The 23833-nt window shown below is 36.5% G+C and carries 15 protein-coding genes, 29 tRNA genes and 3 rRNA genes; 42 read left to right on the top strand and 5 right to left on the bottom strand.

Annotation, left to right across the window (positions count from 1 at the left end; all coding sequences use genetic code 11):
* Positions 1–108: 108 nt before the first annotated feature.
* The 4 genes from recX to MT340_RS04770 are packed head-to-tail and all read left to right on the top strand — an operon-like array spanning position 109 to position 3543.
* A complete protein-coding gene (gene recX / locus MT340_RS04755; protein WP_243588997.1) occupies positions 109–912 on the top strand; it encodes a recombination regulator RecX in 804 nt (267 codons plus the stop codon).
* Positions 905–1219: a YfhH family protein gene (locus MT340_RS04760; RefSeq protein ID WP_243588998.1), complete on the top strand. Its 315-nt coding sequence runs from the start codon at positions 905–907 to the stop codon at positions 1217–1219. Before recX ends, MT340_RS04760 begins: the two co-directional genes overlap by 8 nt.
* A gap of 15 nt (positions 1220–1234) precedes the next feature.
* Positions 1235–2752, top strand: a complete 1518-nt coding sequence (locus MT340_RS04765; RefSeq protein ID WP_243588999.1) for an ATP-binding cassette domain-containing protein — start codon at positions 1235–1237, stop codon at positions 2750–2752.
* Positions 2753–2760: 8 nt separating this feature from the next.
* Entirely contained in the window at positions 2761–3543 is a 783-nt protein-coding gene (locus tag MT340_RS04770; RefSeq protein WP_243589000.1) for a teichoic acid transporter, read from the top strand.
* A 52-nt stretch (positions 3544–3595) separates the two neighbouring features.
* On the opposite strand, the gene MT340_RS04775 is transcribed toward MT340_RS04770, so the two are convergent.
* Positions 3596–4573, bottom strand: a complete 978-nt coding sequence (locus MT340_RS04775) for a metal-dependent hydrolase (RefSeq protein WP_243589001.1) — start codon at positions 4571–4573, stop codon at positions 3596–3598.
* A 143-nt stretch (positions 4574–4716) separates the two neighbouring features.
* Here MT340_RS04775 and mutY point away from each other — a divergent pair, with 143 nt between their 5' ends.
* The 3 genes from mutY (at position 4717) to MT340_RS04790 (ending at position 8329) form a co-directional block, all read left to right on the top strand.
* Complete coding sequence (gene mutY, locus MT340_RS04780) at positions 4717–5760, top strand: A/G-specific adenine glycosylase (RefSeq protein ID WP_243589002.1); 1044 nt, start codon at positions 4717–4719, stop codon at positions 5758–5760.
* A 126-nt stretch (positions 5761–5886) separates the two neighbouring features.
* Complete coding sequence (ntdP, locus tag MT340_RS04785) at positions 5887–6429, top strand: nucleoside tri-diphosphate phosphatase (protein WP_053030354.1); 543 nt, start codon at positions 5887–5889, stop codon at positions 6427–6429.
* A gap of 163 nt (positions 6430–6592) precedes the next feature.
* Positions 6593–8329: an ABC transporter ATP-binding protein gene (locus MT340_RS04790; RefSeq protein WP_243603612.1), complete on the top strand. Its 1737-nt coding sequence runs from the start codon at positions 6593–6595 to the stop codon at positions 8327–8329.
* Between the two features lie 63 nt (positions 8330–8392).
* Here MT340_RS04790 and MT340_RS04795 read toward each other — a convergent pair whose 3' ends face one another.
* Together MT340_RS04795 and MT340_RS04800 are read right to left on the bottom strand one after the other, a co-directional pair.
* Positions 8393–9487: an FUSC family protein gene (locus MT340_RS04795; protein WP_243589004.1), complete on the bottom strand. Its 1095-nt coding sequence runs from the start codon at positions 9485–9487 to the stop codon at positions 8393–8395.
* A gap of 160 nt (positions 9488–9647) precedes the next feature.
* Complete coding sequence (locus tag MT340_RS04800; protein ID WP_243589005.1) at positions 9648–10937, bottom strand: glutamate-1-semialdehyde 2,1-aminomutase; 1290 nt, start codon at positions 10935–10937, stop codon at positions 9648–9650.
* Between the two features lie 81 nt (positions 10938–11018).
* Here MT340_RS04800 and bcp point away from each other — a divergent pair, with 81 nt between their 5' ends.
* From bcp to MT340_RS04975, 35 genes are all read left to right on the top strand, one after another.
* Positions 11019–11474, top strand: coding sequence for a thioredoxin-dependent thiol peroxidase (bcp, locus tag MT340_RS04805; RefSeq protein ID WP_243589006.1), 456 nt, complete (start codon positions 11019–11021; stop codon positions 11472–11474).
* Positions 11475–11479: 5 nt separating this feature from the next.
* Complete coding sequence (locus tag MT340_RS04810) at positions 11480–12430, top strand: phosphoglycerate dehydrogenase (RefSeq protein WP_243589007.1); 951 nt, start codon at positions 11480–11482, stop codon at positions 12428–12430.
* Positions 12431–12524: 94 nt separating this feature from the next.
* Entirely contained in the window at positions 12525–12977 is a 453-nt protein-coding gene (gene perR / locus MT340_RS04815; RefSeq protein WP_243589008.1) for a peroxide-responsive transcriptional repressor PerR, read from the top strand.
* An 837-nt stretch (positions 12978–13814) separates the two neighbouring features.
* Positions 13815–15365, top strand: a 16S ribosomal RNA gene (locus MT340_RS04820).
* A gap of 95 nt (positions 15366–15460) precedes the next feature.
* Positions 15461–15537: transfer RNA gene (locus MT340_RS04825), tRNA-Ile, on the top strand.
* A gap of 17 nt (positions 15538–15554) precedes the next feature.
* Positions 15555–15630: transfer RNA gene (locus MT340_RS04830), tRNA-Ala, on the top strand.
* Positions 15631–15787: 157 nt separating this feature from the next.
* Positions 15788–18709: ribosomal RNA gene (locus tag MT340_RS04835) — 23S ribosomal RNA — on the top strand.
* A gap of 68 nt (positions 18710–18777) precedes the next feature.
* Positions 18778–18892: ribosomal RNA gene (gene rrf / locus MT340_RS04840) — 5S ribosomal RNA — on the top strand.
* Together the 16S, 23S and 5S rRNA genes with 29 tRNA genes alongside form the textbook arrangement of a ribosomal RNA operon.
* 9 nt (positions 18893–18901) lie before the next feature.
* Positions 18902–18977 (top strand) — tRNA-Val (locus MT340_RS04845).
* Positions 18978–18990: 13 nt separating this feature from the next.
* Positions 18991–19066 (top strand) — tRNA-Thr (locus tag MT340_RS04850).
* Between the two features lie 5 nt (positions 19067–19071).
* Positions 19072–19144, top strand: a tRNA-Lys gene (locus MT340_RS04855).
* A 9-nt stretch (positions 19145–19153) separates the two neighbouring features.
* Positions 19154–19235: transfer RNA gene (locus MT340_RS04860), tRNA-Leu, on the top strand.
* 3 nt (positions 19236–19238) lie between these two features.
* A tRNA-Gly gene (locus tag MT340_RS04865) sits at positions 19239–19313 on the top strand.
* A gap of 13 nt (positions 19314–19326) precedes the next feature.
* A tRNA-Leu gene (locus tag MT340_RS04870) sits at positions 19327–19415 on the top strand.
* Between the two features lie 10 nt (positions 19416–19425).
* Positions 19426–19499, top strand: a tRNA-Arg gene (locus MT340_RS04875).
* A gap of 8 nt (positions 19500–19507) precedes the next feature.
* Positions 19508–19581: transfer RNA gene (locus tag MT340_RS04880), tRNA-Pro, on the top strand.
* 21 nt (positions 19582–19602) lie between these two features.
* Positions 19603–19678 (top strand) — tRNA-Ala (locus MT340_RS04885).
* Between the two features lie 25 nt (positions 19679–19703).
* Positions 19704–19777 (top strand) — tRNA-Met (locus MT340_RS04890).
* A 28-nt stretch (positions 19778–19805) separates the two neighbouring features.
* Positions 19806–19879: transfer RNA gene (locus MT340_RS04895), tRNA-Ile, on the top strand.
* A 9-nt stretch (positions 19880–19888) separates the two neighbouring features.
* A tRNA-Ser gene (locus MT340_RS04900) sits at positions 19889–19978 on the top strand.
* Between the two features lie 6 nt (positions 19979–19984).
* Positions 19985–20060: transfer RNA gene (locus MT340_RS04905), tRNA-Asp, on the top strand.
* 35 nt (positions 20061–20095) lie between these two features.
* Positions 20096–20188: transfer RNA gene (locus MT340_RS04910), tRNA-Ser, on the top strand.
* Positions 20189–20203: 15 nt separating this feature from the next.
* Positions 20204–20277: transfer RNA gene (locus MT340_RS04915), tRNA-Met, on the top strand.
* 8 nt (positions 20278–20285) lie between these two features.
* Positions 20286–20361: transfer RNA gene (locus MT340_RS04920), tRNA-Asp, on the top strand.
* 11 nt (positions 20362–20372) lie between these two features.
* Positions 20373–20445 (top strand) — tRNA-Phe (locus MT340_RS04925).
* Positions 20446–20454: 9 nt separating this feature from the next.
* Positions 20455–20530, top strand: a tRNA-Thr gene (locus MT340_RS04930).
* A gap of 6 nt (positions 20531–20536) precedes the next feature.
* Positions 20537–20620 (top strand) — tRNA-Tyr (locus MT340_RS04935).
* A 10-nt stretch (positions 20621–20630) separates the two neighbouring features.
* Positions 20631–20704, top strand: a tRNA-Trp gene (locus MT340_RS04940).
* Positions 20705–20706: 2 nt separating this feature from the next.
* A tRNA-His gene (locus tag MT340_RS04945) sits at positions 20707–20779 on the top strand.
* A 13-nt stretch (positions 20780–20792) separates the two neighbouring features.
* Positions 20793–20864, top strand: a tRNA-Gln gene (locus tag MT340_RS04950).
* A 9-nt stretch (positions 20865–20873) separates the two neighbouring features.
* Positions 20874–20947: transfer RNA gene (locus MT340_RS04955), tRNA-Cys, on the top strand.
* Positions 20948–20956: 9 nt separating this feature from the next.
* Positions 20957–21031: transfer RNA gene (locus MT340_RS04960), tRNA-Gly, on the top strand.
* 100 nt (positions 21032–21131) lie between these two features.
* A tRNA-Gly gene (locus MT340_RS04965) sits at positions 21132–21206 on the top strand.
* 14 nt (positions 21207–21220) lie between these two features.
* Positions 21221–21295: transfer RNA gene (locus tag MT340_RS04970), tRNA-Gly, on the top strand.
* Between the two features lie 42 nt (positions 21296–21337).
* Positions 21338–21421: transfer RNA gene (locus MT340_RS04975), tRNA-Leu, on the top strand.
* Positions 21422–21511: 90 nt separating this feature from the next.
* On the opposite strand, the gene MT340_RS04980 is transcribed toward MT340_RS04975, so the two are convergent.
* Both MT340_RS04980 and MT340_RS04985 read right to left on the bottom strand, forming a co-directional pair.
* Positions 21512–22828 (bottom strand): ISL3 family transposase, encoded by a 1317-nt coding sequence (locus MT340_RS04980; RefSeq protein ID WP_243588819.1) that lies wholly within the window; start codon positions 22826–22828, stop codon positions 21512–21514.
* Positions 22829–23079: 251 nt separating this feature from the next.
* Positions 23080–23613: a hypothetical protein gene (locus MT340_RS04985; protein ID WP_243603613.1), complete on the bottom strand. Its 534-nt coding sequence runs from the start codon at positions 23611–23613 to the stop codon at positions 23080–23082.
* Positions 23614–23833: the final 220 nt, after the last annotated feature.

Below are 23833 nucleotides of genomic sequence, written 5' to 3' on the forward strand. Positions count from 1 at the left end.
TTAAAATATTTTGAGAGTAGGGGGAGCTATTATAAAATAATAATTGTTGCAGTTGGAAATATTTTTGGCCAGTTATCATAATTCATTTATAGAAAAGGAGGGAAAGTCATGCCTAAAATCACTAAAATTGAAGTACAAAAAAAGAATAAAGAACGTTTCAATCTGTTCCTAGATGAAGAGTTTGAAATGGGAATAGATATCGATACGTTAGTAAAATTTAATTTGAAAAAAGGCCAAATTATTGAAGCGGCTGATATGGAACAAATTCAGAAATATGAACATTATAGATTGGGTGTTAATATAGCCATTCAATATTTATCGTATAAAAAAAGAACTGAAAAAGAAGTGCGTCAACATTTGGAAAAAAATGAAATAAGTGATGTTGCTATTCAACAAGTAATTGATTATTGCTACAAAGAAAAATATATCAATCACAATGATTACGCCGAAAGTTTAAAAAATACAATGATTAATACGACGGATAAAGGCCCAGAAGTATATAAACAGAAATTGTACCAAGTAGGGGTAGAACCTAACATTATTAATCATTTCGTGGCAATTTATGAAGAAGAACAGCCTTTAGAAGCAGTAATTAATGTAGCTCAAAAAATCATGAAAACGAAAAAGGGCCCAGAAAGCAAAGTGAAACAAAAAGTTTTACATAGCTTGATTCAAAAAGGGTATTCTATAGAAGTGGCTAATCAAGCCATGAGTGAACTAGATTTTACGCAAGATGAAGCAATGATGGACGATTTATTACAGCGAGATCTAGAAAAAGTTTATAATAAACAGCGTCGTAAATATGATGGGCAAATGCTTGTGATGAAAACCATTGAGTCGCTTATGAGAAAAGGCTATAAATATGATAAAATTAAAAATAAATTAGAGGAAAGTGGTATTTCTGATGAATGATAAAAAACTCAGTGAAATGTCTGAACAAGAATTAAGACATGAAATTCAAACGTATAAAGAGAAAATGCGTAAAGCAGAAATGAATGGCATCATGAACGAATATGATGTATATCAGAGTAAAGTGATTGTGGCAGAAAGTTATTTAGTAGATCGTAATAAAATTGAGTTTGGCAGAATATATAAATTAACGGATGGCAGCGAGCAATATTTTAAAGTTGAACGCTTAAAAGGTATATTCGCATGGGGATACAGAATTAACAGTTCTAATCCTGAAGAAGGTTTACCGATTGCTTTATTAAAAATTTAGAAGGATGTAACAAGAATGGGAAGTTCAATAGTTTTAAAGTTACTTAACGTTACGCAATATTATAGAAGTAAAAAAGATAGGAAATGGTATTTACCATTTGGCTATGCTGCTGAAGACATTGAGTTAAATAAAATTTCATTACATATATATCAAGGTGAAGCGCTAGCAATTATCGGAGAACCTGGCTCATCAAAAACATTGCTGGGTAGAATTATGTCTGGTGACATCAAACCCGATAGAGGGAAAGTTATCCAATCGGTATCTACATATTATGGTGATATTAAAGATAAACATTTATTAAATATTACTGTTGAAGAATATACTAAAGATATTCAACGACTGTTTACATATGAAACAACGTCGCATAACGTGGAACAAATTATTAAATTTGCACACTTGGATGAGAAAGCTTCTACGAAAGTGAATGAACTCAGTCATTCAGAATTTGCGCAATTGATATTGAGTATAGCCAGAGTTTGCCGTAGTGAAGTAATCATACTAAATCATATCATTGAGCATCTCAGTGATGATTTTCTAGAAAAAGCTAAACAACTTTCTAAAGATTATGTATCAGATAATTTATCAATGGTATTTATTGATAATGATGTGAAAAAGGTTGCTCAAGTAAGTAACTACGTTGCATGGATTTCGCATGGACAGTTGCGATTAGAAGGATCATTGAATCAAGTATTGCCTGTATTTAAAGAACATGAACGTGATAGATTGAGCGTTGAAGGTGAAGAAGAACAACAAAACTTTGATTTGGATTGGAAAGAAAATCGAAGTCGATTACCTGAAATGAGCTATAACTTTAAAAGAGTTGAACGATATAAACATGTTAAAATTCCAGATTTCATAGTAAAATTTTGGACTATTTTAATAGCAGGATTAATAGCTTTAGTGTTACTTGCTGCATTAGTAGTGAATAATGTTGGTAAAATAGAAATACCAACAAATGAAGTTCAAAAGAAAGTACAAAATAAAGACAAGGATCCATTTGAAGAGAAATTAGCATATGGTCTTGTACTGGATAAATCAGTTAAATTAACTGGAGAAGAGAATCTCGATATTCCTAAATATAGTTTCGTAACTATTACAGGTGAAAGTGCAAAAAATTATCGTGTTGTTGTAGATGATAAAAATTATGAAATTGGAAAGAGTAAACTGCAATACTTTAATCCAGCTGCACTTTATGAATCACATGAATTTAAAACATTAGCGCCATATATGAAATCAAATTATAGTAACTATGTTGATTATTTCAATGGAGAATTACATAAAAAGCATGACAAAGTTAAAAAAACGCTGGTCCCTGAAAAAGATCAACGCTTTGTAGTGTCTATTACACAACAACCTATTGATATGTTATTTAATGATGAAAATAAATTGACTGGATTTGTTTATCCAATCGTTGATAAAGATAAATTGAAAAATAAATATCATATTAAACAAGATTTATGGACAGTAAAAACAAGTGATGGTTATTTAATTGCAGATATGAAAAATAACAAATGGATTTATGTGGAATTGTAGGTGGAACAATGATAGATAATTTAATTTTATATTTTAAACACTTTCCATCACTTTTAAAATTTGCACAGCAAAGATTATTTAATACATGGAAATGGTTTGTTACATTGTTTTTAGCACAATTAATTTTAGTAGTGATTCTTCTCTTAAGTGTCTCATTTTTAGAAATAGAAGAAATAGGGAAAGCACAATGGTTATATAGACTTATCACTTTTATTACTTTTATAACAATGGTATTTACAATTTATAAAGCATTTTCAGAGTATAGTAGAGACTATTTAATCACGAAATCGTTTCAACTAACACCTTTAGTTACTGCTATCATGAACATTATAATGGGAAACATTGTTATTTGGATTCTAACACTCATTATAGCTATGTTTAAACCTATGAATTTGGAAACATCAGTGTTTGCTTATTTATTCTTTGCGTTAATGTGTTTATTGTTTATGATATTTATTGTAGTAACGTTGGGATTAATTGATTTAATTAGTAATAAAGTAACTAAATTATTTTTTATTATTAGTGTGATTTGTTTCTTCTTAGTGCCAATTATTTATATTCCCAGTACCAAGTTTCATATAATTAACCAAATTTTAAAGGTTAACCCAGTTTATTATCTTCTAGATGGCTCAGCCAGTTCCGTTATTTTTGGCGCTGTAAATATATATAATATTGCTTATCATATTTACTTTGCTATCTTTATAGTATTAATAGGGACAATAAACTTTATGTTAGTGCGTTATGTTGCGCATGAAAAATATAAATACACACATTATTCAAAAGAAAATTAAAAAGGTACGCTATCAACTTTTGGGATGATAGCGTACCTTTTTCTATATTCTATTAATGAACATATAATTTTTTTTGCAATTTATCCTCTGTAAACACCCAGCCAATATAAGAATGGTCTATATGGTTATTCTTATCTAAATGTGCAATCGCTGCAAAAGAATAATGACCTTTATTGTAATAACGTAAATCGATTAATCTAATTTCAGTAGTATCATCATCCAGCCTACGTGTTTGCCAACGATAAATAGTTGAGAAGTTTAAAAAGGTTCTAATATCTGGATTACTTTTGATTTGCCATAATATAGTATCAGGTGAAAACTTCTGACGTTTTACTTTATCAGTAAATGTTACATTACGTCCATATGCTCGACCAACATAATCGTGTTCTTCAGTCTGAATAGCTACGCGCCATTCCATAAACTTCATCGTTGGTGCTACAAAGATTTTAACTGGATGATGTTGTTGTTGAATTTGTTTTAGAGCTTGTTTTCGGATAATCGCTTGCATTTTAAAACGAATAATATAATAAATGATGAATATTGCTATAATTGGGAAAAATACTAAGAACGGATGAACGCCCAATGCCCAAATAATAATTCCAAGGCAAAGTATACCAAAAATAATAGGATCGAATGTGTTGATCACACTGAGTTGAATCCATTTATTAGTAATTGGACGTAACGCTTGTGTACCATACGAATTAAATATATCTACAAATACATGAAGAAACACTGCAAGTTGCGTCCACAACCATACATGTGTAGCATCTATATGTGGAAATACAATATAAATTGCAAATGTAATTAATATTGGCCACAAAATAGTAAACGGAATTGAATGCGTGATACCTCTATGATGAGAAATGTAAGTTGCATTATTTTTCAATTTTAAAACAGTATCACCATCAGGGATTAAAGACCCAGCAACTAATGTTGTAGCCGTAGCTACCATTGTGTCGGCCATCACAGGATCTTGCGTAGCTAAGGCGGTTAATCCGACACCCATAGCAATATGTGTGGCTGTATCCATAAAAGTTCACTCTTTTCATTTGAATTTAATATATATTATAATCTAAAAATTAGAATAACAAAATTAAGACACTTAATAAAAATTAAAAAATTAGTTAAATTAGACGAAGTAAAATAAAAATGAATGTAGAAAGGAAAATATACATGTTAAATGAACCCACTTTTAAAAATAATATAGTTACATGGTTCGAAAATAACCAAAGAGAAATGCCATGGCGGGAAACCACAAATCCATATTACATTTGGTTAAGTGAAGTGATGTTACAACAAACGCAAGTTAAAACAGTTATAGATTATTACCATCGATTCATTGAACGCTTTCCAACAGTTGAATCATTAAGTAAAGCCCATGAAGATGAAGTCCTTAAATATTGGGAAGGGCTTGGATATTATAGCCGTGCGCGTAACTTTCACACTGCTATTAAGGAAGTTGAGGAGAAATATTATGGGAAAGTTCCAGCTTCTCCCGATGCGTTTGCTCAATTAAAAGGGGTTGGACCGTATACTCAAGCAGCTGTCATGAGTATTGCCTTTAATCAACCATTGGCTACTGTAGATGGAAATGTCTTTCGCGTATGGTCAAGGTTGAATAATGACAGACGAGATACAAAATTACAAACTACTCGAAAAGCATATGAACAAGAACTACTACCTTATGTACAAGAAGAAGCGGGTACGTTTAATCAATCTATGATGGAATTAGGCGCATTGGTTTGCACGCCTAAAAATCCGTTATGTTTATTTTGCCCTGTTCAAGAAAATTGTGAAGCGTTTAAAGAAGGAACAGAGCTTGAATTACCTGTTAAAACTAAAAAAGTAAGTAAGAAAACTAAAAATCAAAATGTCTTTTTAGTAAGAAATTCAAAAAGTGAATATTTGATTGAAAAAAGACAAGAAAAATTATTAAATGGTATGTGGCAATTTCCAATGTTTGAAGGCCCAGATGCGTTAAAACAATTAGAAGAAAATCTAAACGTCGCAGTTACAATTGTGGAAGAAAGAGTATTCCATCTCAAACATCAGTTTACACATATGACATGGGATATAAGTGTTTATAGTATTGTAGAAGACGTTGATATTTCGCTAGATAAGTTTAAAGGTCAGATGGAATGGTTAGATTTAAATGAACGTCAAAAATATACCTTTCCAGTATCAATGGATAAAATATATCAATTTATTATTGGTTAATCTAACAATTATTTTTTGTCTAATGAGAATGTCTAGGTTAAAAGTATTTTCAAATGATTTTTAAAGTCTTTTTTGAAAATATGCTATAATTTAAAGTGCAAAAATGATTAAAAGGTGGTGTGGAGTATGGTAAAAGAATCCATACCTAAAGAAGGCGAAAATATAAAAATTCAGAGTTATAAACATGATGGAAATATCCATAGAGTATGGTCTGAAACTACAATTTTAAAAGGAACGGATCATGTGATAATTGGGGGCAATGATCATACTTTAGTTACTGAAAGCGATGGACGCACTTGGATTACAAGAGAACCAGCAATTGTTTATTTCCATTCCGAATACTGGTTTAATGTGATATGTATGTTTAGAGAAGATGGCATTTATTATTATTGTAATCTATCTTCACCATTTGTTTGTGATGAAGAGGCATTGAAATATATTGATTATGATCTTGATATAAAAGTCTATCCAAATGGTAAGTATCATTTATTAGATGAAGATGAATATGAACAACATATGAATCAAATGAATTACCCACATGACATTGATGTTATTTTACGTCGTAATGTCGATATTTTACAACAATGGATTGAACAGAAAAAAGGACCGTTTGCGCCTGATTTTATTAAAGTATGGAAAGAAAGATACAAAAAGATTCGCAATTATTAAGCATAATAGATGTAATCAGTACATAATTGTTTTATAGTACTTGAGTAATAATAATTAGAGGTTGAAACTACTTTTTTTATTACAGACGTTACAGTTTGTAAATTAAGTCTTCAACCTCTATTAATTTTCATAAATAAGCGTAAATGGATGGAGGGGAACACGAATGATACGACGCTATTTAGAGTTCGTGAAACCATATAAATATCGTATATTTGCGACGATAATTATTGGTATTATCAAATTCGGCATACCAATGTTAATACCATTATTAATTAAATATGCTATAGATGGAGTTATTAATAACCATGCTCTATCTACTAATGAAAAATTCCAACATTTGGCAGTAGCCATTGGCTTAGCATTATTTATATTTCTAATTGTTAGACCACCTATTGAGTATCTTCGCCAATACTTAGCACAATGGACAAGTAATAAAATTTTATATGATATCAGAAAGCAATTATATAATCACTTGCAAGCATTAAGTGCAAGATTTTATGCGAATAACCAAGTCGGCCAAGTTATTTCACGTGTTATTAATGACGTGGAACAAACTAAAGATTTCATTCTTACCGGTTTAATGAATATTTGGTTAGACTGTGTAACCATTATTATTGCACTTTCTATAATGTTCTTTTTAGATATTAAATTAACATTAGCAGCTATTTTCATCTTCCCATTTTATATACTAACTGTATATTTCTTCTTTGGACGTTTAAGACAATTAACTCGCAAACGTTCACAAGCTCTTGCAGAAGTACAAGGCTTTTTACATGAACGTGTACAAGGAATGTCAGTTATAAAAAGCTTTGCTATTGAAGACAACGAAGCGAAGAATTTTGATCACAGAAACAAAAATTTCTTAAGTAAAGCCTTTCAACATACATCATGGAACGCGTATTCATTTGCAGCTATCAATACGGTAACAGACTTAGGACCAATTATTGTTATTGGCGTAGGTGCTTACCTAGCTATTAATGGCTCAATCACTGTGGGTACATTAGCTGCTTTCGTCGGATATTTGGAACAATTATTTGGGCCATTAAGAAGATTAGTTGCTTCATTTACAACGTTGACACAAAGTTTTGCTTCAATGGACAGGGTATTCCAATTAATGGATGAAGATTATGACATCAAAAATGGTATCGGTGCTCAACCTATTGAAATTAAACAGGGACATATTGAATTAAAAGATGTAAGTTTTAAATATAATGACAATGAATCACTCATTTTAAAAAATATTAACTTAAATATTGAACGTGGAGATACCGTAGCTTTCGTAGGAATGAGTGGTGGCGGTAAATCAACATTAATCAATCTTATTCCACGTTTCTACGATGTGACTCAGGGTGAAATCCTTATAGATAATCACAATATTAAAGACTTTTTAACTGGTAGCTTAAGAAATCAAATTGGTTTAGTACAGCAAGATAATATTTTATTCTCAGATACAGTAAGAGAAAATATATTATTAGGACGACCAGATGCTACAGAAGATGAAGTTATTGAAGCGGCTAAGATGGCAAACGCCCATGACTTCATTATGAATCTTCCTCAAGGTTACGATACTGAAGTAGGGGAACGAGGCGTTAAACTTTCAGGTGGTCAAAAACAACGTCTTTCTATTGCACGAATATTCTTAAATAATCCGCCTATTTTAATTCTAGACGAAGCAACAAGTGCACTCGATTTAGAGAGTGAAGCAATTATTCAAGAAGCTTTAGATGTATTAAGTAAAGATAGAACAACTTTAATCGTGGCACATAGACTTTCAACAATTACTCATGCTGATAAAATTATTGTTATGCAAAATGGACAAATAGTTGAAACAGGCACACATGATGAACTTATCGCTAAAAAAGGCGCGTATGAACATCTATATAGCATTCAAAACTTATAATAAAAAAATCCGCTTATTAAGTATAATCACTTAGTAAGCGGATTTTTATATATCAGTAGAAAATCATAAATCAAAATCTTCATCAGCAATATCAATATCAGTATCGTTACGATGATAAGTGAAGAAACTTAATCGTAATCTATCAAGATGTTCTAAGAAATAACGATATTCTTCTATTGCAGAAATAATTTGCATAACATTTGAATATGAATAATTAGTTTGGTAAGGATTTTGAATTAATTGTTGTTGAAAAGCATCCATTAAATCTTTCTTCTGAGGATTCATAATTTGATTATCAAAGTGTTCGACATTATATTTTGCTTTCTTAGATAAACTTTTTAAAATTTGTTCATGATAAGCAGTTAAAGAATCCAATTCTAACTTAATTTGGAAAATTAAATTGTGATTCAAATGATGCAAATCATTTTGATAACGTGCCATTCGATTTAATACTTCGTATGCCTGTCTTGTAGTACCAACAACTTCTTTAAATAAGATTTTCTTTCTGTTTTGTTGAAAAGCAGTTTTGCGCGTCAATGCTTTCTCTTCTTCGTAATAATTGAATATTTGTTCTAATTTTGTAATGCGCGATGCTATTTGTTCACCATCTTCTTTAATCTGATGATAGTCAGAGGCGTCATTTAACACGAGTTTAAACCAAATAAATATGTCTGAAGCAATATTCACGGAATTATAATATATTTTGGTTTCAAATTTAGGAGGTAAGAATATCAAGTTAACAATTGAAGCACTAAGTACACCAATCATTACGAGTATGAATCTAAATGTGGCAGCTACATAAAACGAGCCAGTGTGTTGTCCCATAATAATGAGCGCGGTTACACCTGCTAAAGTAGCAACATGTGCTAAATTAATTTTGTATAAAATAGCAATTAATAAAATAACTGTCACACCCATAATAACAATGTTCTTACCAAATATTGTGACCATTATTACTGCAAGGATTGCGCCAATGACATTACCTGTAGCCTGTTCTGAAATTGTTTTAATTGAACGGTAGATATTAGGTTGCATAGCAACGATCGCACTAATACCAGCTACAGATTTTAAACCAACATTATCAGGTAAAAAAGAAGCTATGAACAGAGCAAGGATAATTGCGATTCCAGTTTTTAATATACGAGCTCCTAGCCTCAACTATAACGCTCCTTTAAAAGAAATAATTTTAACTTAGTATACAACCGAACCTTTATTCTATACAAGTTTTTATCCTAAATAAATTAAAATAACCTATTAAATTGTTATTATAATGTGAAAACAACAATTTAATAGGTTTAATTTTTTGAATTCTCAAGTTTTATTTCATTTGACTAAATGCGTAATCAGCCGCTTCTAATGTCTTATCAATATCTTCTTCAGTATGCTCTGTAGTTAAGAACCAAGCTTCAAATTTAGATGGCGCTAAATTAATACCTTGATTTAACATTAATTTAAAGAATTTAGCAAATGCTTCACCATCTGAATTTTCTACTTGTTCATAATGCGTAATTTTTTCATCTGTGAAATATAAAGTTAATGAACCATAAACGCGGTTTATCGTAGCTGTAATATTATGTTTGTCAATTAACTTATTAAGTCCATCTTCTAAGCGTTTACCTAGAGCATCTAATTTTTCATAAACGCCTTCTTGTTCTAACACTTCTAATAATGCAATACCAGCTCTCATTGAAAGAGGGTTACCAGCCATAGTACCAGCTTGATAAGCAGGACCTAAAGGCGCAACATGCTCCATAATATCTTGACGGCCACCATAGCCACCGATTGGTAAACCACCACCGATAATTTTACCGAAAGCAGTTAAATCAGGATAAACATTTAATAAATCTTGAGCGGCACCATAATGGAAGCGGAAAGCTGTGATTACTTCATCATATATGACTAATGCACCATAATCATGTGTAATCTTATTTACTTCTTCTAAAAATCCAGGTTGAGGTTCTACCATACCAAAGTTACCGACGATAGGTTCAACTAATACTGCAGCAACTTCATCGCCCCAATGTTTCATAGCTTCTCGGTAAGACTCAACATCATTAAACGGAACAGTGATGACTTCTCTAGCTACACTTTCTGGTACACCAGCAGAGTCTGGAGAGCCTAATTGTGAAGGGCCACTACCAGCAGCAACTAAAACTAAATCAGAGTGACCATGATATGAACCTGCAAATTTAATAATCTTATTACGCTTAGTATAAGCGCGTGCGACTCGAATAGTAGTCATTACCGCTTCAGTACCAGAGTTAACGAAACGAATTTTTTCTAATGACGGGATAGCTTCACGTAATTTTTTACTAAAATCAATTTCTAATTCAGTAGGGGTACCATATAATACACCTTTTGCTGCTTGATCTTGAATCGCTTCAGTAATATGAGGATGTGCATGTCCAGTAATAATAGGACCATATGCTTGTAAATAATCTATAAATTTATTGCCATCGACATCATATAAATATGCACCATGACCTTCACGCATTACTACTGGCGCACCGCCACCCACTGCTTTATAAGAACGAGAAGGCGAATTAACTCCACCTAAAATATACTCATTAGATAACTTTTGAAGACGTTCACTCTCAGTGAATTTCATTTAGTATCAACCTCTCTTGTTTTAATAATATTCATTACTATCGTATCATATAACTAATAATAAGAAGAAATAGGTGAAATTATGTTAAATAAAGGTGAACAATTTCCAGAATTTAAATTAGAAAATCAAAATGGTGAATGGATAACTAATGAAACACTTAAAGGCAATAAAGCAATCTTATATTTTTATCCTAGAGACAATACGCCGACTTGTACTACAGAAGCATGCGATTTTAGAGACAATTTAGCATTATTTAATGATAGGGATGTCCAAGTTTACGGTATTAGTGGAGATTCTAAGAAAAAACATCAAAATTTTATTAACAAACATAATTTGAATTTTGATTTATTAGTAGATGAAGATTATCAACTTTCTAAAGCTACTGGCGTTTATCAACTGAAGAAATCATTTGGCAAAGAGAGTATGGGAATTGTACGTACTACGTTTGTAATTGATGAAGACGGTTATATTATAGATGTCATTGAAAAAGTGAAAGTAAAAACACAATTAGATGAGCTTAAACAAATATTGGGGTGAACTCTATGAAGATCGTTAGCTTAAAGAGACTTGGAGATATAGAAAGTGAGTTGAAAAATAAATATCCAGATTTGGATTTTTCATTTTTCAAAAAAGCAGAAGAAATTCCTGAAGAATTAAAAAAGGAGTTAGATATATTAATTGGTTACTCTAGTGGCGTTGATAAAGCGTTTATAGAGTCATGTCCAAATTTAAAATGGATTGCATGGTACGCTACTGGCGTTAATAATCTACCGTTAGAGCATATAAAAGAACGCGAAATCATCTTAACTAATACAAGAGGTGTGCAAGCTAAGCAATTAGCTGAATTTATCTTAGCGTTTATATTAGATGATTATAAAAAAATGCGTACATCATATATAAATCAAAAAGAACATAAATATGATTCTACTTTAACTGGTAGACGTTTAGATGGAGAGGAAATTTTGTTTTTAGGCACAGGAGCGATAGCGCAACGTACGGTTAAATTATTATCACCATTTGAAGTAGAAATTGTGGGAGTTAGTAAATCAGGTAGAGAAAAACCTGGATTTAATCAAACTTTTAAAATTGAAGATTTGGACAATATAATAGGAGAAGCCGATATTGTTATTAATTCGCTCCCAGAAACTCAAGAAACGTATCATTTATTAAATCAATCACATTTCAAAAAAATGAAAAATGAAGCGCTCTTTATCAATGTAGGTAGAGGAACGATCATTGCTGAAGAAGATATAGTTGAAGTATTGAAGAATAGATTGATTCGTCATGCTTATTTAGATGTATTTGAAAATGAACCACTCGAAGCGGATAATCCATTATATAATTTAGATAATGTAACAATTACCGCTCATATTACAGGTAATGACGTTAGTATAAAAAAAGACGCTACAGAAATATTTGAAAGAAATTTAGATGATTTTCTCAATAAGAAAGAAGTAAATGAGAATAGAGTTGACTTAGATAAGGGATACTAGTTGAAAAATACTGTACTTATTGACAGCACAGTTTCCCAACAGTTATATTAATATTAACTAATAATAATTATTAAGTAGAAAGATGGTGAATTCAATGAGTGCAGAGTTAGAATCAATAGAACATGAACTAGAAGAATCAATTGCAGCTTTAAGAAAAGCAGGCATCAGAATTACACCACAAAGACAAGCAATTATTCGTTATCTAATTACTTCTCATTCACATCCAACAGCGGATGAAATTTATCAAGCACTTTCACCTGATTTTCCAAATATTAGTGTTGCGACGATATATAATAATCTTAGAGTATTTAAAAGTATTGGTATTGTAAAAGAATTGACGTACGGCGATGCTTCAAGTAGATTCGACTTTAATACCCATAACCATTATCATGTTATTTGTGAAAAATGTGGTAAGATAGTTGATTTTCATTATCCGCAATTAGATGAAGTGGAACAACTTGCTCAACATATAACTGAATTTGACGTAACACATCATCGTATGGAAATATATGGGATTTGCAAAGAATGCAAAGGTAAAGAAGAATAGAGAATACAATTAAATTGATATTTGATTAAGAGGCTAGAGCAATTACATGTTCTAGCCTTTTTTATTTTTAAAGTAGAGAAACTTTTTAAATAAGAGAGAAGCTACTTTATAAAACTTGAGAACATCATTTAAATATCTAGAGTCATTTAAACTACAAATTGAAAGAGTTTTATCTTAATGCATCAAGCTATAAAGTATATGAAAGCGCTTATGCTTGAATAATAATATTGATTAGATCATTAAAGAAATTAATCATCATAAATTATTAGTGGGTTAATTGAAGAAAGATAAAAATAGAGATAATTTATTTGTTTTATAGAAGAGATAATAGGTATATTGATATTAAATTAACAATAAAATGAACTAATAAACTAAAGAAAATAACTAGTTATTCAATGTAATTAGTATAAAATATACTCTATATAATAAAAGGATACATCACACGTGAAATATTAAACTTATTTTTGTCTTGAATATGATTGACGTTCTAAATTAATCTTGCTATTATATAAAAGTCGTCAAAAACAGATAACATTTCTTGAAAGACAAAGTTAAGTATTTTAAATTAATGTTAAGAAAGTGTAATTTTGACTATTGAAAACAATACAAAAACATTATAAGATATTAAATGTTGAAATAATCAATTAAGTTTAGAACTGATAAAAAAGTTAAAAAAGTTCTTGACAAGAGATATTGATTGTTGATACAATTAATAAATGTAATTGTTAAAATGAACATTGAAAACTGAATGACAATATGTCAACGTTAATTCCAATAAACGTAACTTTAAGTTACAAACACTATTTAGTATTATGAGCTAATCAAACATCATAAATTTTTATGGAGAGTTTGATCCTGGCTCAGGATGAACGCTGGCGGCGTGCCTAATACATGCAAGTCGAGCGAACAGACGAGGAGCTTGCTCCTCTGACGTTAGCGGCGGACGGGTGAGTAACACGTGGGTAACCTACCTATAAGACTGGGATAACTTCGGGAAACCGGAGCTAATACCGGATAATATTTTGAACCGCATGGTTCAATAGTGAAAGATGGCTCTGCTATCACTTATAGATGGACCCGCGCCGTATTAGCTAGTTGGTAAGGTAACGGCTTACCAAGGCGACGATACGTAGCCGACCTGAGAGGGTGATCGGCCACACTGGAACTGAGACACGGTCCAGACTCCTACGGGAGGCAGCAGTAGGGAATCTTCCGCAATGGGCGAAAGCCTGACGGAGCAACGCCGCGTGAGTGATGAAGGTCTTCGGATCGTAAAACTCTGTTATTAGGGAAGAACATACGTGTAAGTAACTGTGCACGTCTTGACGGTACCTAATCAGAAAGCCACGGCTAACTACGTGCCAGCAGCCGCGGTAATACGTAGGTGGCAAGCGTTATCCGGAATTATTGGGCGTAAAGCGCGCGTAGGCGGTTTTTTAAGTCTGATGTGAAAGCCCACGGCTCAACCGTGGAGGGTCATTGGAAACTGGAAAACTTGAGTGCAGAAGAGGAAAGTGGAATTCCATGTGTAGCGGTGAAATGCGCAGAGATATGGAGGAACACCAGTGGCGAAGGCGACTTTCTGGTCTGTAACTGACGCTGATGTGCGAAAGCGTGGGGATCAAACAGGATTAGATACCCTGGTAGTCCACGCCGTAAACGATGAGTGCTAAGTGTTAGGGGGTTTCCGCCCCTTAGTGCTGCAGCTAACGCATTAAGCACTCCGCCTGGGGAGTACGACCGCAAGGTTGAAACTCAAAGGAATTGACGGGGACCCGCACAAGCGGTGGAGCATGTGGTTTAATTCGAAGCAACGCGAAGAACCTTACCAAATCTTGACATCCTTTGACCACTCTAGAGATAGAGTTTTCCCCTTCGGGGGACAAAGTGACAGGTGGTGCATGGTTGTCGTCAGCTCGTGTCGTGAGATGTTGGGTTAAGTCCCGCAACGAGCGCAACCCTTAAGCTTAGTTGCCATCATTTAGTTGGGCACTCTAAGTTGACTGCCGGTGACAAACCGGAGGAAGGTGGGGATGACGTCAAATCATCATGCCCCTTATGATTTGGGCTACACACGTGCTACAATGGACAATACAAAGGGTAGCGAAACCGCGAGGTCAAGCAAATCCCATAAAGTTGTTCTCAGTTCGGATTGTAGTCTGCAACTCGACTACATGAAGCTGGAATCGCTAGTAATCGTAGATCAGCATGCTACGGTGAATACGTTCCCGGGTCTTGTACACACCGCCCGTCACACCACGAGAGTTTGTAACACCCGAAGCCGGTGGAGTAACCATTTGGAGCTAGCCGTCGAAGGTGGGACAAATGATTGGGGTGAAGTCGTAACAAGGTAGCCGTATCGGAAGGTGCGGCTGGATCACCTCCTTTCTAAGGATATATTCGGAACATCTCGTAGAGATGACGGAATAACGTGACATATTGTATTCAGTTTTGAATGTTTATTTTACATTCAAATATTTAATGGGCCTGTAGCTCAGCTGGTTAGAGCGCACGCCTGATAAGCGTGAGGTCGGTGGTTCGATTCCACTCAGGCCCACCATTAAATACTGTGATATTGGGGGCTTAGCTCAGCTGGGAGAGCGCCTGCTTTGCACGCAGGAGGTCAGCGGTTCGATCCCGCTAGTCTCCACCATTATTTAAGATATTTTATTGTACATTGAAAACTAGATAAGTAAGTAAAATAGATTTTACCAAGCAAAACCGAGTGAATAGAGTTTTAAATAAGCTTGAATTCATAAAAAATAATCGCTAGTGTTCGAAAGAACACTCACAGATTAATAACTATATTAGATTAAGTTATTAAGGGCGCACGGTGGATGCCTTGGCACTAGAAGCCGATGAAGGACGTTACTAACGACGATATGCTTTGGGTAGCTGTAAGTAAGCGTTGATCCAGAGATTTCCGAATGGGGGAACCCAACACGAGTTATGTCGTGTTATCGACAAGTGAATTCATAGCTTGTCAGAAGGCAGACCCGGAGAACTGAAACATCTTAGTACCCGGAGGAAGAGAAAGAAAAATCGATTCCCTGAGTAGCGGCGAGCGAAACGGGAAGAGCCCAAACCAATAAGCTTGCTTATTGGGGTTGTAGGACACTCTATACGGAGTTACAAAGGAATATATTAGACGAATCATCTGGAAAGTTGAATCAAAGAAGGTAATAATCCTGTAGTTGAAAATATATTCTCTCTTGAGTGGATCCTGAGTACGACGGAGCACGTGAAATTCCGTCGGAATCTGGGAGGACCATCTCCTAAGGCTAAATACTCTCTAGTGACCGATAGTGAACCAGTACCGTGAGGGAAAGGTGAAAAGTACCCCGGAAGGGGAGTGAAAGAGAACTTGAAACCGTGTGCTTACAAGTAGTCAGAGCCCGTTAATGGGTGATGGCGTGCCTTTTGTAGAATGAACCGGCGAGTTACGATCTGATGCAAGGTTAAGCAGGAAATGTGGAGCCGTAGCGAAAGCGAGTCTGAATAGGGCGTTTAGTATTTGGTCGTAGACCCGAAACCAGGTGATCTACCCATGGTCAGGTTGAAGTTCAGGTAACACTGAATGGAGGACCGAACCGACTTACGTTGAAAAGTGAGCGGATGAACTGTGGGTAGCGGAGAAATTCCAATCGAACTTGGAGATAGCTGGTTCTCTCCGAAATAGCTTTAGGGCTAGCCTCAAGTGATGATTATTGGAGGTAGAGCACTGTTTGGACGAGGGGCCCCTCTCGGGTTACCGAATTCAGACAAACTCCGAATGCCAATTAATTTAACTTGGGAGTCAGAACATGGGTGATAAGGTCCGTGTTCGAAAGGGAAACAGCCCAGACCACCAGCTAAGGTCCCAAAATATATGTTAAGTGGAAAAGGATGTGGCGTTGCCCAGACAACTAGGATGTTGGCTTAGAAGCAGCCATCATTTAAAGAGTGCGTAATAGCTCACTAGTCGAGTGACACTGCGCCGAAAATGTACCGGGGCTAAACATATTACCGAAGCTGTGGATTGTCCTTTGGACAATGGTAGGAGAGCGTTCTAAGGGCGTTGAAGCATGATCGCAAGGACATGTGGAGCGCTTAGAAGTGAGAATGCCGGTGTGAGTAGCGAAAGACGGGTGAGAATCCCGTCCACCGATTGACTAAGGTTTCCAGAGGAAGGCTCGTCCGCTCTGGGTTAGTCGGGTCCTAAGCTGAGGCCGACAGGCGTAGGCGATGGATAACAGGTTGATATTCCTGTACCACCTAACATCGTTTTAATCGATGGGGGGACGCAGTAGGATAGGCGAAGCGTGCTGTTGGAGTGCACGTCTAAGCAGTGAGATTGAGTGTTAGGCAAATCCGGCACTCTTAAGATTGAGCTGTGATGGGGAGAGGAAATTGTTTCCTCGAGTCGTTGATTTCACACTGCCGAGAAAAGCCTCTAGATAGATAATAGGTGCCCGTACCGCAAACCGACACAGGTAGTCAAGATGAGAATTCTAAGGTGAGCGAGCGAACTCTCGTTAAGGAACTCGGCAAAATGACCCCGTAACTTCGGGAGAAGGGGTGCTCTTTAGGGTGCAAGCCCAGAAGAGCCGCAGTGAATAGGCCCAAGCGACTGTTTATCAAAAACACAGGTCTCTGCTAAACCGTAAGGTGATGTATAGGGGCTGACGCCTGCCCGGTGCTGGAAGGTTAAGAGGAGTGGTTAGCTTCTGCGAAGCTACGAATCGAAGCCCCAGTAAACGGCGGCCGTAACTATAACGGTCCTAAGGTAGCGAAATTCCTTGTCGGGTAAGTTCCGACCCGCACGAAAGGCGTAACGATTTGGGCACTGTCTCAACGAGAGACTCGGTGAAATCATAGTACCTGTGAAGATGCAGGTTACCCGCGACAGGACGGAAAGACCCCGTGGAGCTTTACTGTAGCCTGATATTGAAATTCGGCACAGCTTGTACAGGATAGGTAGGAGCCTTTGAAGCGTGAGCGCTAGCTTACGTGGAGGCGCTGGTGGGATACTACCCTAGCTGTGTTGGCTTTCTAACCCGCACCACTTATCGTGGTGGGAGACAGTGTCAGGCGGGCAGTTTGACTGGGGCGGTCGCCTCCTAAAAGGTAACGGAGGCGCTCAAAGGTTCCCTCAGAATGGTTGGAAATCATTCATAGAGTGTAAAGGCATAAGGGAGCTTGACTGCGAGACCTACAAGTCGAGCAGGGTCGAAAGACGGACTTAGTGATCCGGTGGTTCCGCATGGAAGGGCCATCGCTCAACGGATAAAAGCTACCCCGGGGATAACAGGCTTATCTCCCCCAAGAGTTCACATCGACGGGGAGGTTTGGCACCTCGATGTCGGCTCATCGCATCCTGGGGCTGTAGTCGGTCCCAAGGGTTGGGCTGTTCGCCCATTAAAGCGGTACGCGAGCTGGGTTCAGAACGTCGTGAGACAGTTCGGTCCCTATCCGTCGTGGGCGTAGGAAATTTGAGAGGAGCTGTCCTTAGTACGAGAGGACCGGGATGGACATACCTCTGGTGTACCAGTTGTCGTGCCAACGGCATAGCTGGGTAGCTATGTATGGACGGGATAAGTGCTGAAAGCATCTAAGCATGAAGCCCCCCTCAAGATGAGATTTCCCAACTTCGGTTATAAGATCCCTCAAAGATGATGAGGTTAATAGGTTCGAGGTGGAAGCGTGGTGACACGTGGAGCTGACGAATACTAATCGATCGAAGACTTAATCAATTTTTTCAAGTTTTGCGACGCAAAATCTTTACTTACTATCTAGTTTTGAATGTATAATCATTCACTTGTCTGGTGACAATGGCAAGGAGGTCACACCTGTTCCCATGCCGAACACAGAAGTTAAGCTCCTTAGCGCCGATGGTAGTTGGATTTACGTTCCGCTAGAGTAGGACGTTGCCAGGCTTACAAATTGGAGAATTAGCTCAGTTGGGAGAGCATCTGCCTTACAAGCAGAGGGTCGGCGGTTCGAACCCGTCATTCTCCACCATTTTAACTAAATAGCCGGCCTAGCTCAATTGGTAGAGCAACTGACTTGTAATCAGTAGGTTGGGGGTTCAAGTCCTCTGGCCGGCACCATCTAAGAGCCATTAGCTCAGTTGGTAGAGCATCTGACTTTTAATCAGAGGGTCAGAGGTTCGAATCCTCTATGGCTCACATGTATACGCGGGTGTGGCGGAATTGGCAGACGCACTAGACTTAGGATCTAGCGCCTTACGGCGTGGGGGTTCGACTCCCTTCACCCGCATATGCGGAAGTAGTTCAGTGGTAGAACACCACCTTGCCAAGGTGGGGGTCGCGGGTTCGAATCCCGTCTTCCGCTCCATTAATTTTATAGTGCCGGGGTGGCGGAACTGGCAGACGCACAGGACTTAAAATCCTGCGGTGAGAGATCACCGTACCGGTTCGATTCCGGTCCTCGGCACCATCTATATTTTGCGCCCGTAGCTCAATTGGATAGAGCGTTTGACTACGGATCAAAAGGTTATGGGTTCGACTCCTATCGGGCGCGTTCACTTACGGGAAGTAGCTCAGCTTGGTAGAGCACTTGGTTTGGGACCAAGGGGTCGCAGGTTCGAATCCTGTCTTCCCGATAGGAACTATTTATTAATTATGGGGGCTTAGCTCAGCTGGGAGAGCGCCTGCTTTGCACGCAGGAGGTCAGCGGTTCGATCCCGCTAGTCTCCACCATATTTCAATTTACAAACTAGATAACGGCGGTGTAGCTCAGCTGGCTAGAGCGTACGGTTCATACCCGTGAGGTCGGGGGTTCGATCCCCTCCACCGCCACTAATTATTAGTTGTAGAATTATAATTTGGACCTTTAGCTCAGTTGGTTAGAGCTAACGGCTCATAACCGTTCGGTCGCAGGTTCGAGTCCTGCAAGGTCCATATAATTTTGGAGGAATACCCAAGTCCGGCTGAAGGGATCGGTCTTGAAAACCGACAGGGGCTTAACGGCTCGCGGGGGTTCGAATCCCTCTTCCTCCGTTTTTTGGTCTCGTAGTGTAGCGGTTAACACGCCTGCCTGTCACGCAGGAGATCGCGGGTTCGATTCCCGTCGAGACCGCCATCTAATAATTTAATAGCAAATTACCTATAAAATGTGGAGGAATACCCAAGTCCGGCTGAAGGGATCGGTCTTGAAAACCGACAGGGCCTTAACGGGCCGCGGGGGTTCGAATCCCTCTTCCTCCGCCATTTATTTTTTATTATCGCGGGATGGAGTAGTTCGGTAGCTCGTCGGGCTCATAACCCGAAGGTCGGTGGTTCAAATCCGCCTCCCGCAATATAATCTGGTCTCGTAGTGTAGCGGTTAACACGCCTGCCTGTCACGCAGGAGATCGCGGGTTCGATTCCCGTCGAGACCGCCATTACTAATTATGGTTCAGTAGCTCAGTTGGTAGAGCAATGGATTGAAGCTCCATGTGTCGGCAGTTCGACTCTGTCCTGAACCATTTTAGATTGCCGGCCTAGCTCAATTGGTAGAGCAACTGACTTGTAATCAGTAGGTTGGGGGTTCAAGTCCTCTGGCCGGCACCATCTCACGGAGGGGTAGCGAAGTGGCTAAACGCGGCGGACTGTAAATCCGCTCCTTCGGGTTCGGCAGTTCGAATCTGCCCCCCTCCACCATCTATTTAATAGGGACATAGTTCAACGGTAGAATAGAGGTCTCCAAAACCTTTGATGTGGGTTCGATTCCTACTGTCCCTGCCATGGCGGTTGTGGCGAAGTGGTTAACGCATCGGATTGTGGTTCCGACACTCGAGGGTTCGATTCCCTTCAACCGCCCTTATAATATTAATGGGCTATAGCCAAGCGGTAAGGCAACGGACTTTGACTCCGTCACGCGCTGGTTCGAATCCAGCTAGCCCAGTTTTTAATTGGCGGCATAGCCAAGTGGTAAGGCAGAGGTCTGCAAAACCTTTATCACCGGTTCAAATCCGGTTGCCGCCTCCAACTTACTATGCGGGAGTAGTTCAACTTTTAGAATACATTCCTTCCCGGAATGAGGTATAGGTGTAAGTCCTATCTTCCGCTCCATAATTTAATATAACGCGGGAGTATTTCAACTCTTAGAATACGTTCCTTCCCGGAACGAGATATAGGTGTAAGTCCTATCTTCCGCTCCATTTAATATAATGCGGGAGTATTTCAACTCTTAGAATACATTCCTTCCCGGAATGAGATATAGGTGCAAATCCTATCTTCCGCTCCATAATTTAATATAGCGCGGGAGTATTTCAACTCTTAGAATACGTTCCTTCCCGGAACGAGATATAGGTGCAAATCCTATCTTCCGCTCCATATATTGCTTCCAGATGGAAGTTTTTTATTTATCTAAATTGTGCCGGCGTGGCGGAATTGGCAGACGCGCGGGACTCAAAATCCCGTTCCTTTATTGGAGTGTCGGTTCGACCCCGACCGCCGGTATTTATACCTATTAATAGGGCACATTTAATCACTAGAAACCTTGATTTATGGCTCTACGTCAAATCGGACTGATGAGTCCTAATATTGAGATTAAGCAACCTTAGGTTGTTTAATCTCTTTTTTTGTTGTTGAGGCAAATAGTCGCGAAGTTATAATAATTCGATTACGTAAATTATCATAATTTCTATAACCAAAAGATACCCTTTTAATGAGTTTGATTTTATTATTAATTCCTTCTAACGGACCGTTGGTCAGGTTAGAATATATCATGGTGTTTTCAATGAAAGCTGTTAATCTTCTTAAAGTTCTAATAACTGGACGTAATTTAGGACACACATCTGAAAGATGAATAGAAAAGAGTTTATGAGTAAATTTCTCTATTTGGTTTTCTTTTAATAATCGTCTTAGCTCATGAACGTAGTGATATGTATTAAATAATTCAACATCTACACTTAATAAGTAATTCATAATTCCTTTTTCGGTTTTCCACTCTTTAAATAAACGGACTTTACGATAATTAAATGCTTCTAGCGTTTCAAAAGGTTTAAGAAATAGTTTCCAATAACTTTTATATTTATTATAAAGCGGTCTATTAGAGGTTTTATAACAATTCATTATATGAACTCTAGACATATTTAACGCTCGATTTAAAGATTGAACAATATGAAAACGATCAATAATAATCTTCGCATTAGGAAATAATTGCTTGATTAGCGACATATAGGGTTCATACATATCAATCGTTACAGTTTTGACTTTTTTTCTTAGTTTCAAAGAATAACGATAAAAATGATCTTTCAGCGATTTTAACTTACGATCCGCTACCACATCTACGATGCGGTGCGATACAGCATCTGCATAAATAAAACTCATTTTTCCAATTACATTTTTAACACTTTTAAATTCGTCCATCATTAAGTGTTCAGGTAAAGCATCAAAAGAAGACTGACCTACGTCGCTTGCCGCTTGATTAATCACTCTAGATACAGTCATTGATGATACTAAGCATGACTTGGCGATAGATTTTTGAGAGCGGTATTCTTGTGCTTTATCTAAAACTGCAAGTTTTGTTTTGTTAGAAATAAAACAATGATTATCGACAATATTAGATTTAGCAGTAAAATAACTATCACATGTCTTACAATAAAATCTTTGTTTTTGAAGCTTCAAATAAGCAGGCATTTCCATAATTTTAAGTAAAGTAATCGTTGAAGTTTTCTTACCATTTTTAACTATAGAAAAATTTTCGTTTTTAGTTAAACAATTTTCACAATGTGTAGGTTGATAAGTGAGCTCTGCATAGTAAAACAAGCTCATTCGTCCTTTATATTTTTTCTCAATCACTTCATCTAAAAAATTTAGATTTTTATCTTTAATTCTTAATGTATTTAATATAGACTTACACATAGGCGCATTACCTTTCTTTTTTATTTGGTGTGGTAGCTAATAATTATAGAGGTAATTGCGCTATTTTTGTATTCAAAACATAAAAATTGGACTGATGATTTTTAGTCATCAGTCCAATTTATTATAGAGCCTGATTTATCAGGGTTTCTTTTTTATTAGACACTATATAAAAAAATAAAAAAGGCCCCGAATGGACCCTTTTATTGACTCTAAAATGTTAATATAAGCCAAACAATATCTAAGATAGACGTTTATTCATTGTCTAAAGTAACTGAATACATGTGATTAAGAACTAAAATTTGTCCATCTTTTAATGTAACAGAACCTTCAGTATCATCGCCCGTATCAGAATCTTTACCTGCTAATATATATTCTTTATCTAAGCTACTATCTCTATTAAATACCTTTAAGTTGCCGCCTATATCATGGCTAAAAGTGGTGTATATTTTATATTTCCCTGGCTTAACATCTTTACCAACAATCCATATACCTGTTGAAATAGGATTTGTATATGTTTGGTGTTTAGGTTCAAATGTAGTTAATTCAGTTTTATCTAAATTAACTTTATCACCTTCAGTTAAATAAGTTGTTATAGTCGGAATTGTGGGTTTGTCAACTGTACCGTAGTCTTTTCCAAATTCTTCTTTAAATGACCAATCTTCAACAGTTTTAATTTCAATATATCCCTTATTATTTTTTGATGAAATCGTATAATGACCTGGTTCAATATCTTTACCAACCTCATACGTACCATTTTTCAATTCAATTATTTTTGATGGATACATTTCTTTTTTATTTCGCTCATCAATATGGTAGAAAACTACTGTTAATATTATACAGATTATTGTTAAAACTAAAGTTATAGTAGTACTTATAACAAAAGGTTTAATACTCTTTTTATTAACTTTGTTAATTATGAGTTGGATTAATAAAACTAAAGTTGATACTGAAAAAATTAGTAATAGTGTAAAGAATAAATATAATAACATAGTTGTCACTTCCTAG

Source organism: Staphylococcus sp. NRL 16/872, assembly GCF_022815905.2.
In the GTDB taxonomy this organism is placed as follows: Bacteria; Bacillota; Bacilli; order Staphylococcales; family Staphylococcaceae; genus Staphylococcus.

Bases quoted from the DNA above. Each gene is read 5' to 3' on its own strand.
- recX (WP_243588997.1), top strand. From the start codon at position 109: ATGCCTAAAATCACTAAAATTGAAGTACAAAAAAAGAATAAAGAACGT.
- MT340_RS04760 (WP_243588998.1), top strand. From the start codon at position 905: ATGAATGATAAAAAACTCAGTGAAATGTCTGAACAAGAATTAAGACAT.
- MT340_RS04765 (WP_243588999.1), top strand. From the start codon at position 1,235: ATGGGAAGTTCAATAGTTTTAAAGTTACTTAACGTTACGCAATATTAT.
- MT340_RS04770 (WP_243589000.1), top strand. From the start codon at position 2,761: ATGATAGATAATTTAATTTTATATTTTAAACACTTTCCATCACTTTTA.
- MT340_RS04775 (WP_243589001.1), bottom strand. From the start codon at position 4,573: ATGGATACAGCCACACATATTGCTATGGGTGTCGGATTAACCGCCTTA.
- mutY (WP_243589002.1), top strand. From the start codon at position 4,717: ATGTTAAATGAACCCACTTTTAAAAATAATATAGTTACATGGTTCGAA.
- ntdP (WP_053030354.1), top strand. From the start codon at position 5,887: ATGGTAAAAGAATCCATACCTAAAGAAGGCGAAAATATAAAAATTCAG.
- MT340_RS04790 (WP_243603612.1), top strand. From the start codon at position 6,593: ATGATACGACGCTATTTAGAGTTCGTGAAACCATATAAATATCGTATA.
- MT340_RS04800 (WP_243589005.1), bottom strand. From the start codon at position 10,937: ATGAAATTCACTGAGAGTGAACGTCTTCAAAAGTTATCTAATGAGTAT.
- bcp (WP_243589006.1), top strand. From the start codon at position 11,019: ATGTTAAATAAAGGTGAACAATTTCCAGAATTTAAATTAGAAAATCAA.
- MT340_RS04810 (WP_243589007.1), top strand. From the start codon at position 11,480: ATGAAGATCGTTAGCTTAAAGAGACTTGGAGATATAGAAAGTGAGTTG.
- perR (WP_243589008.1), top strand. From the start codon at position 12,525: ATGAGTGCAGAGTTAGAATCAATAGAACATGAACTAGAAGAATCAATT.
- MT340_RS04980 (WP_243588819.1), bottom strand. From the start codon at position 22,828: ATGTGTAAGTCTATATTAAATACATTAAGAATTAAAGATAAAAATCTA.
- MT340_RS04985 (WP_243603613.1), bottom strand. From the start codon at position 23,613: ATGTATCCATCAAAAATAATTGAATTGAAAAATGGTACGTATGAGGTT.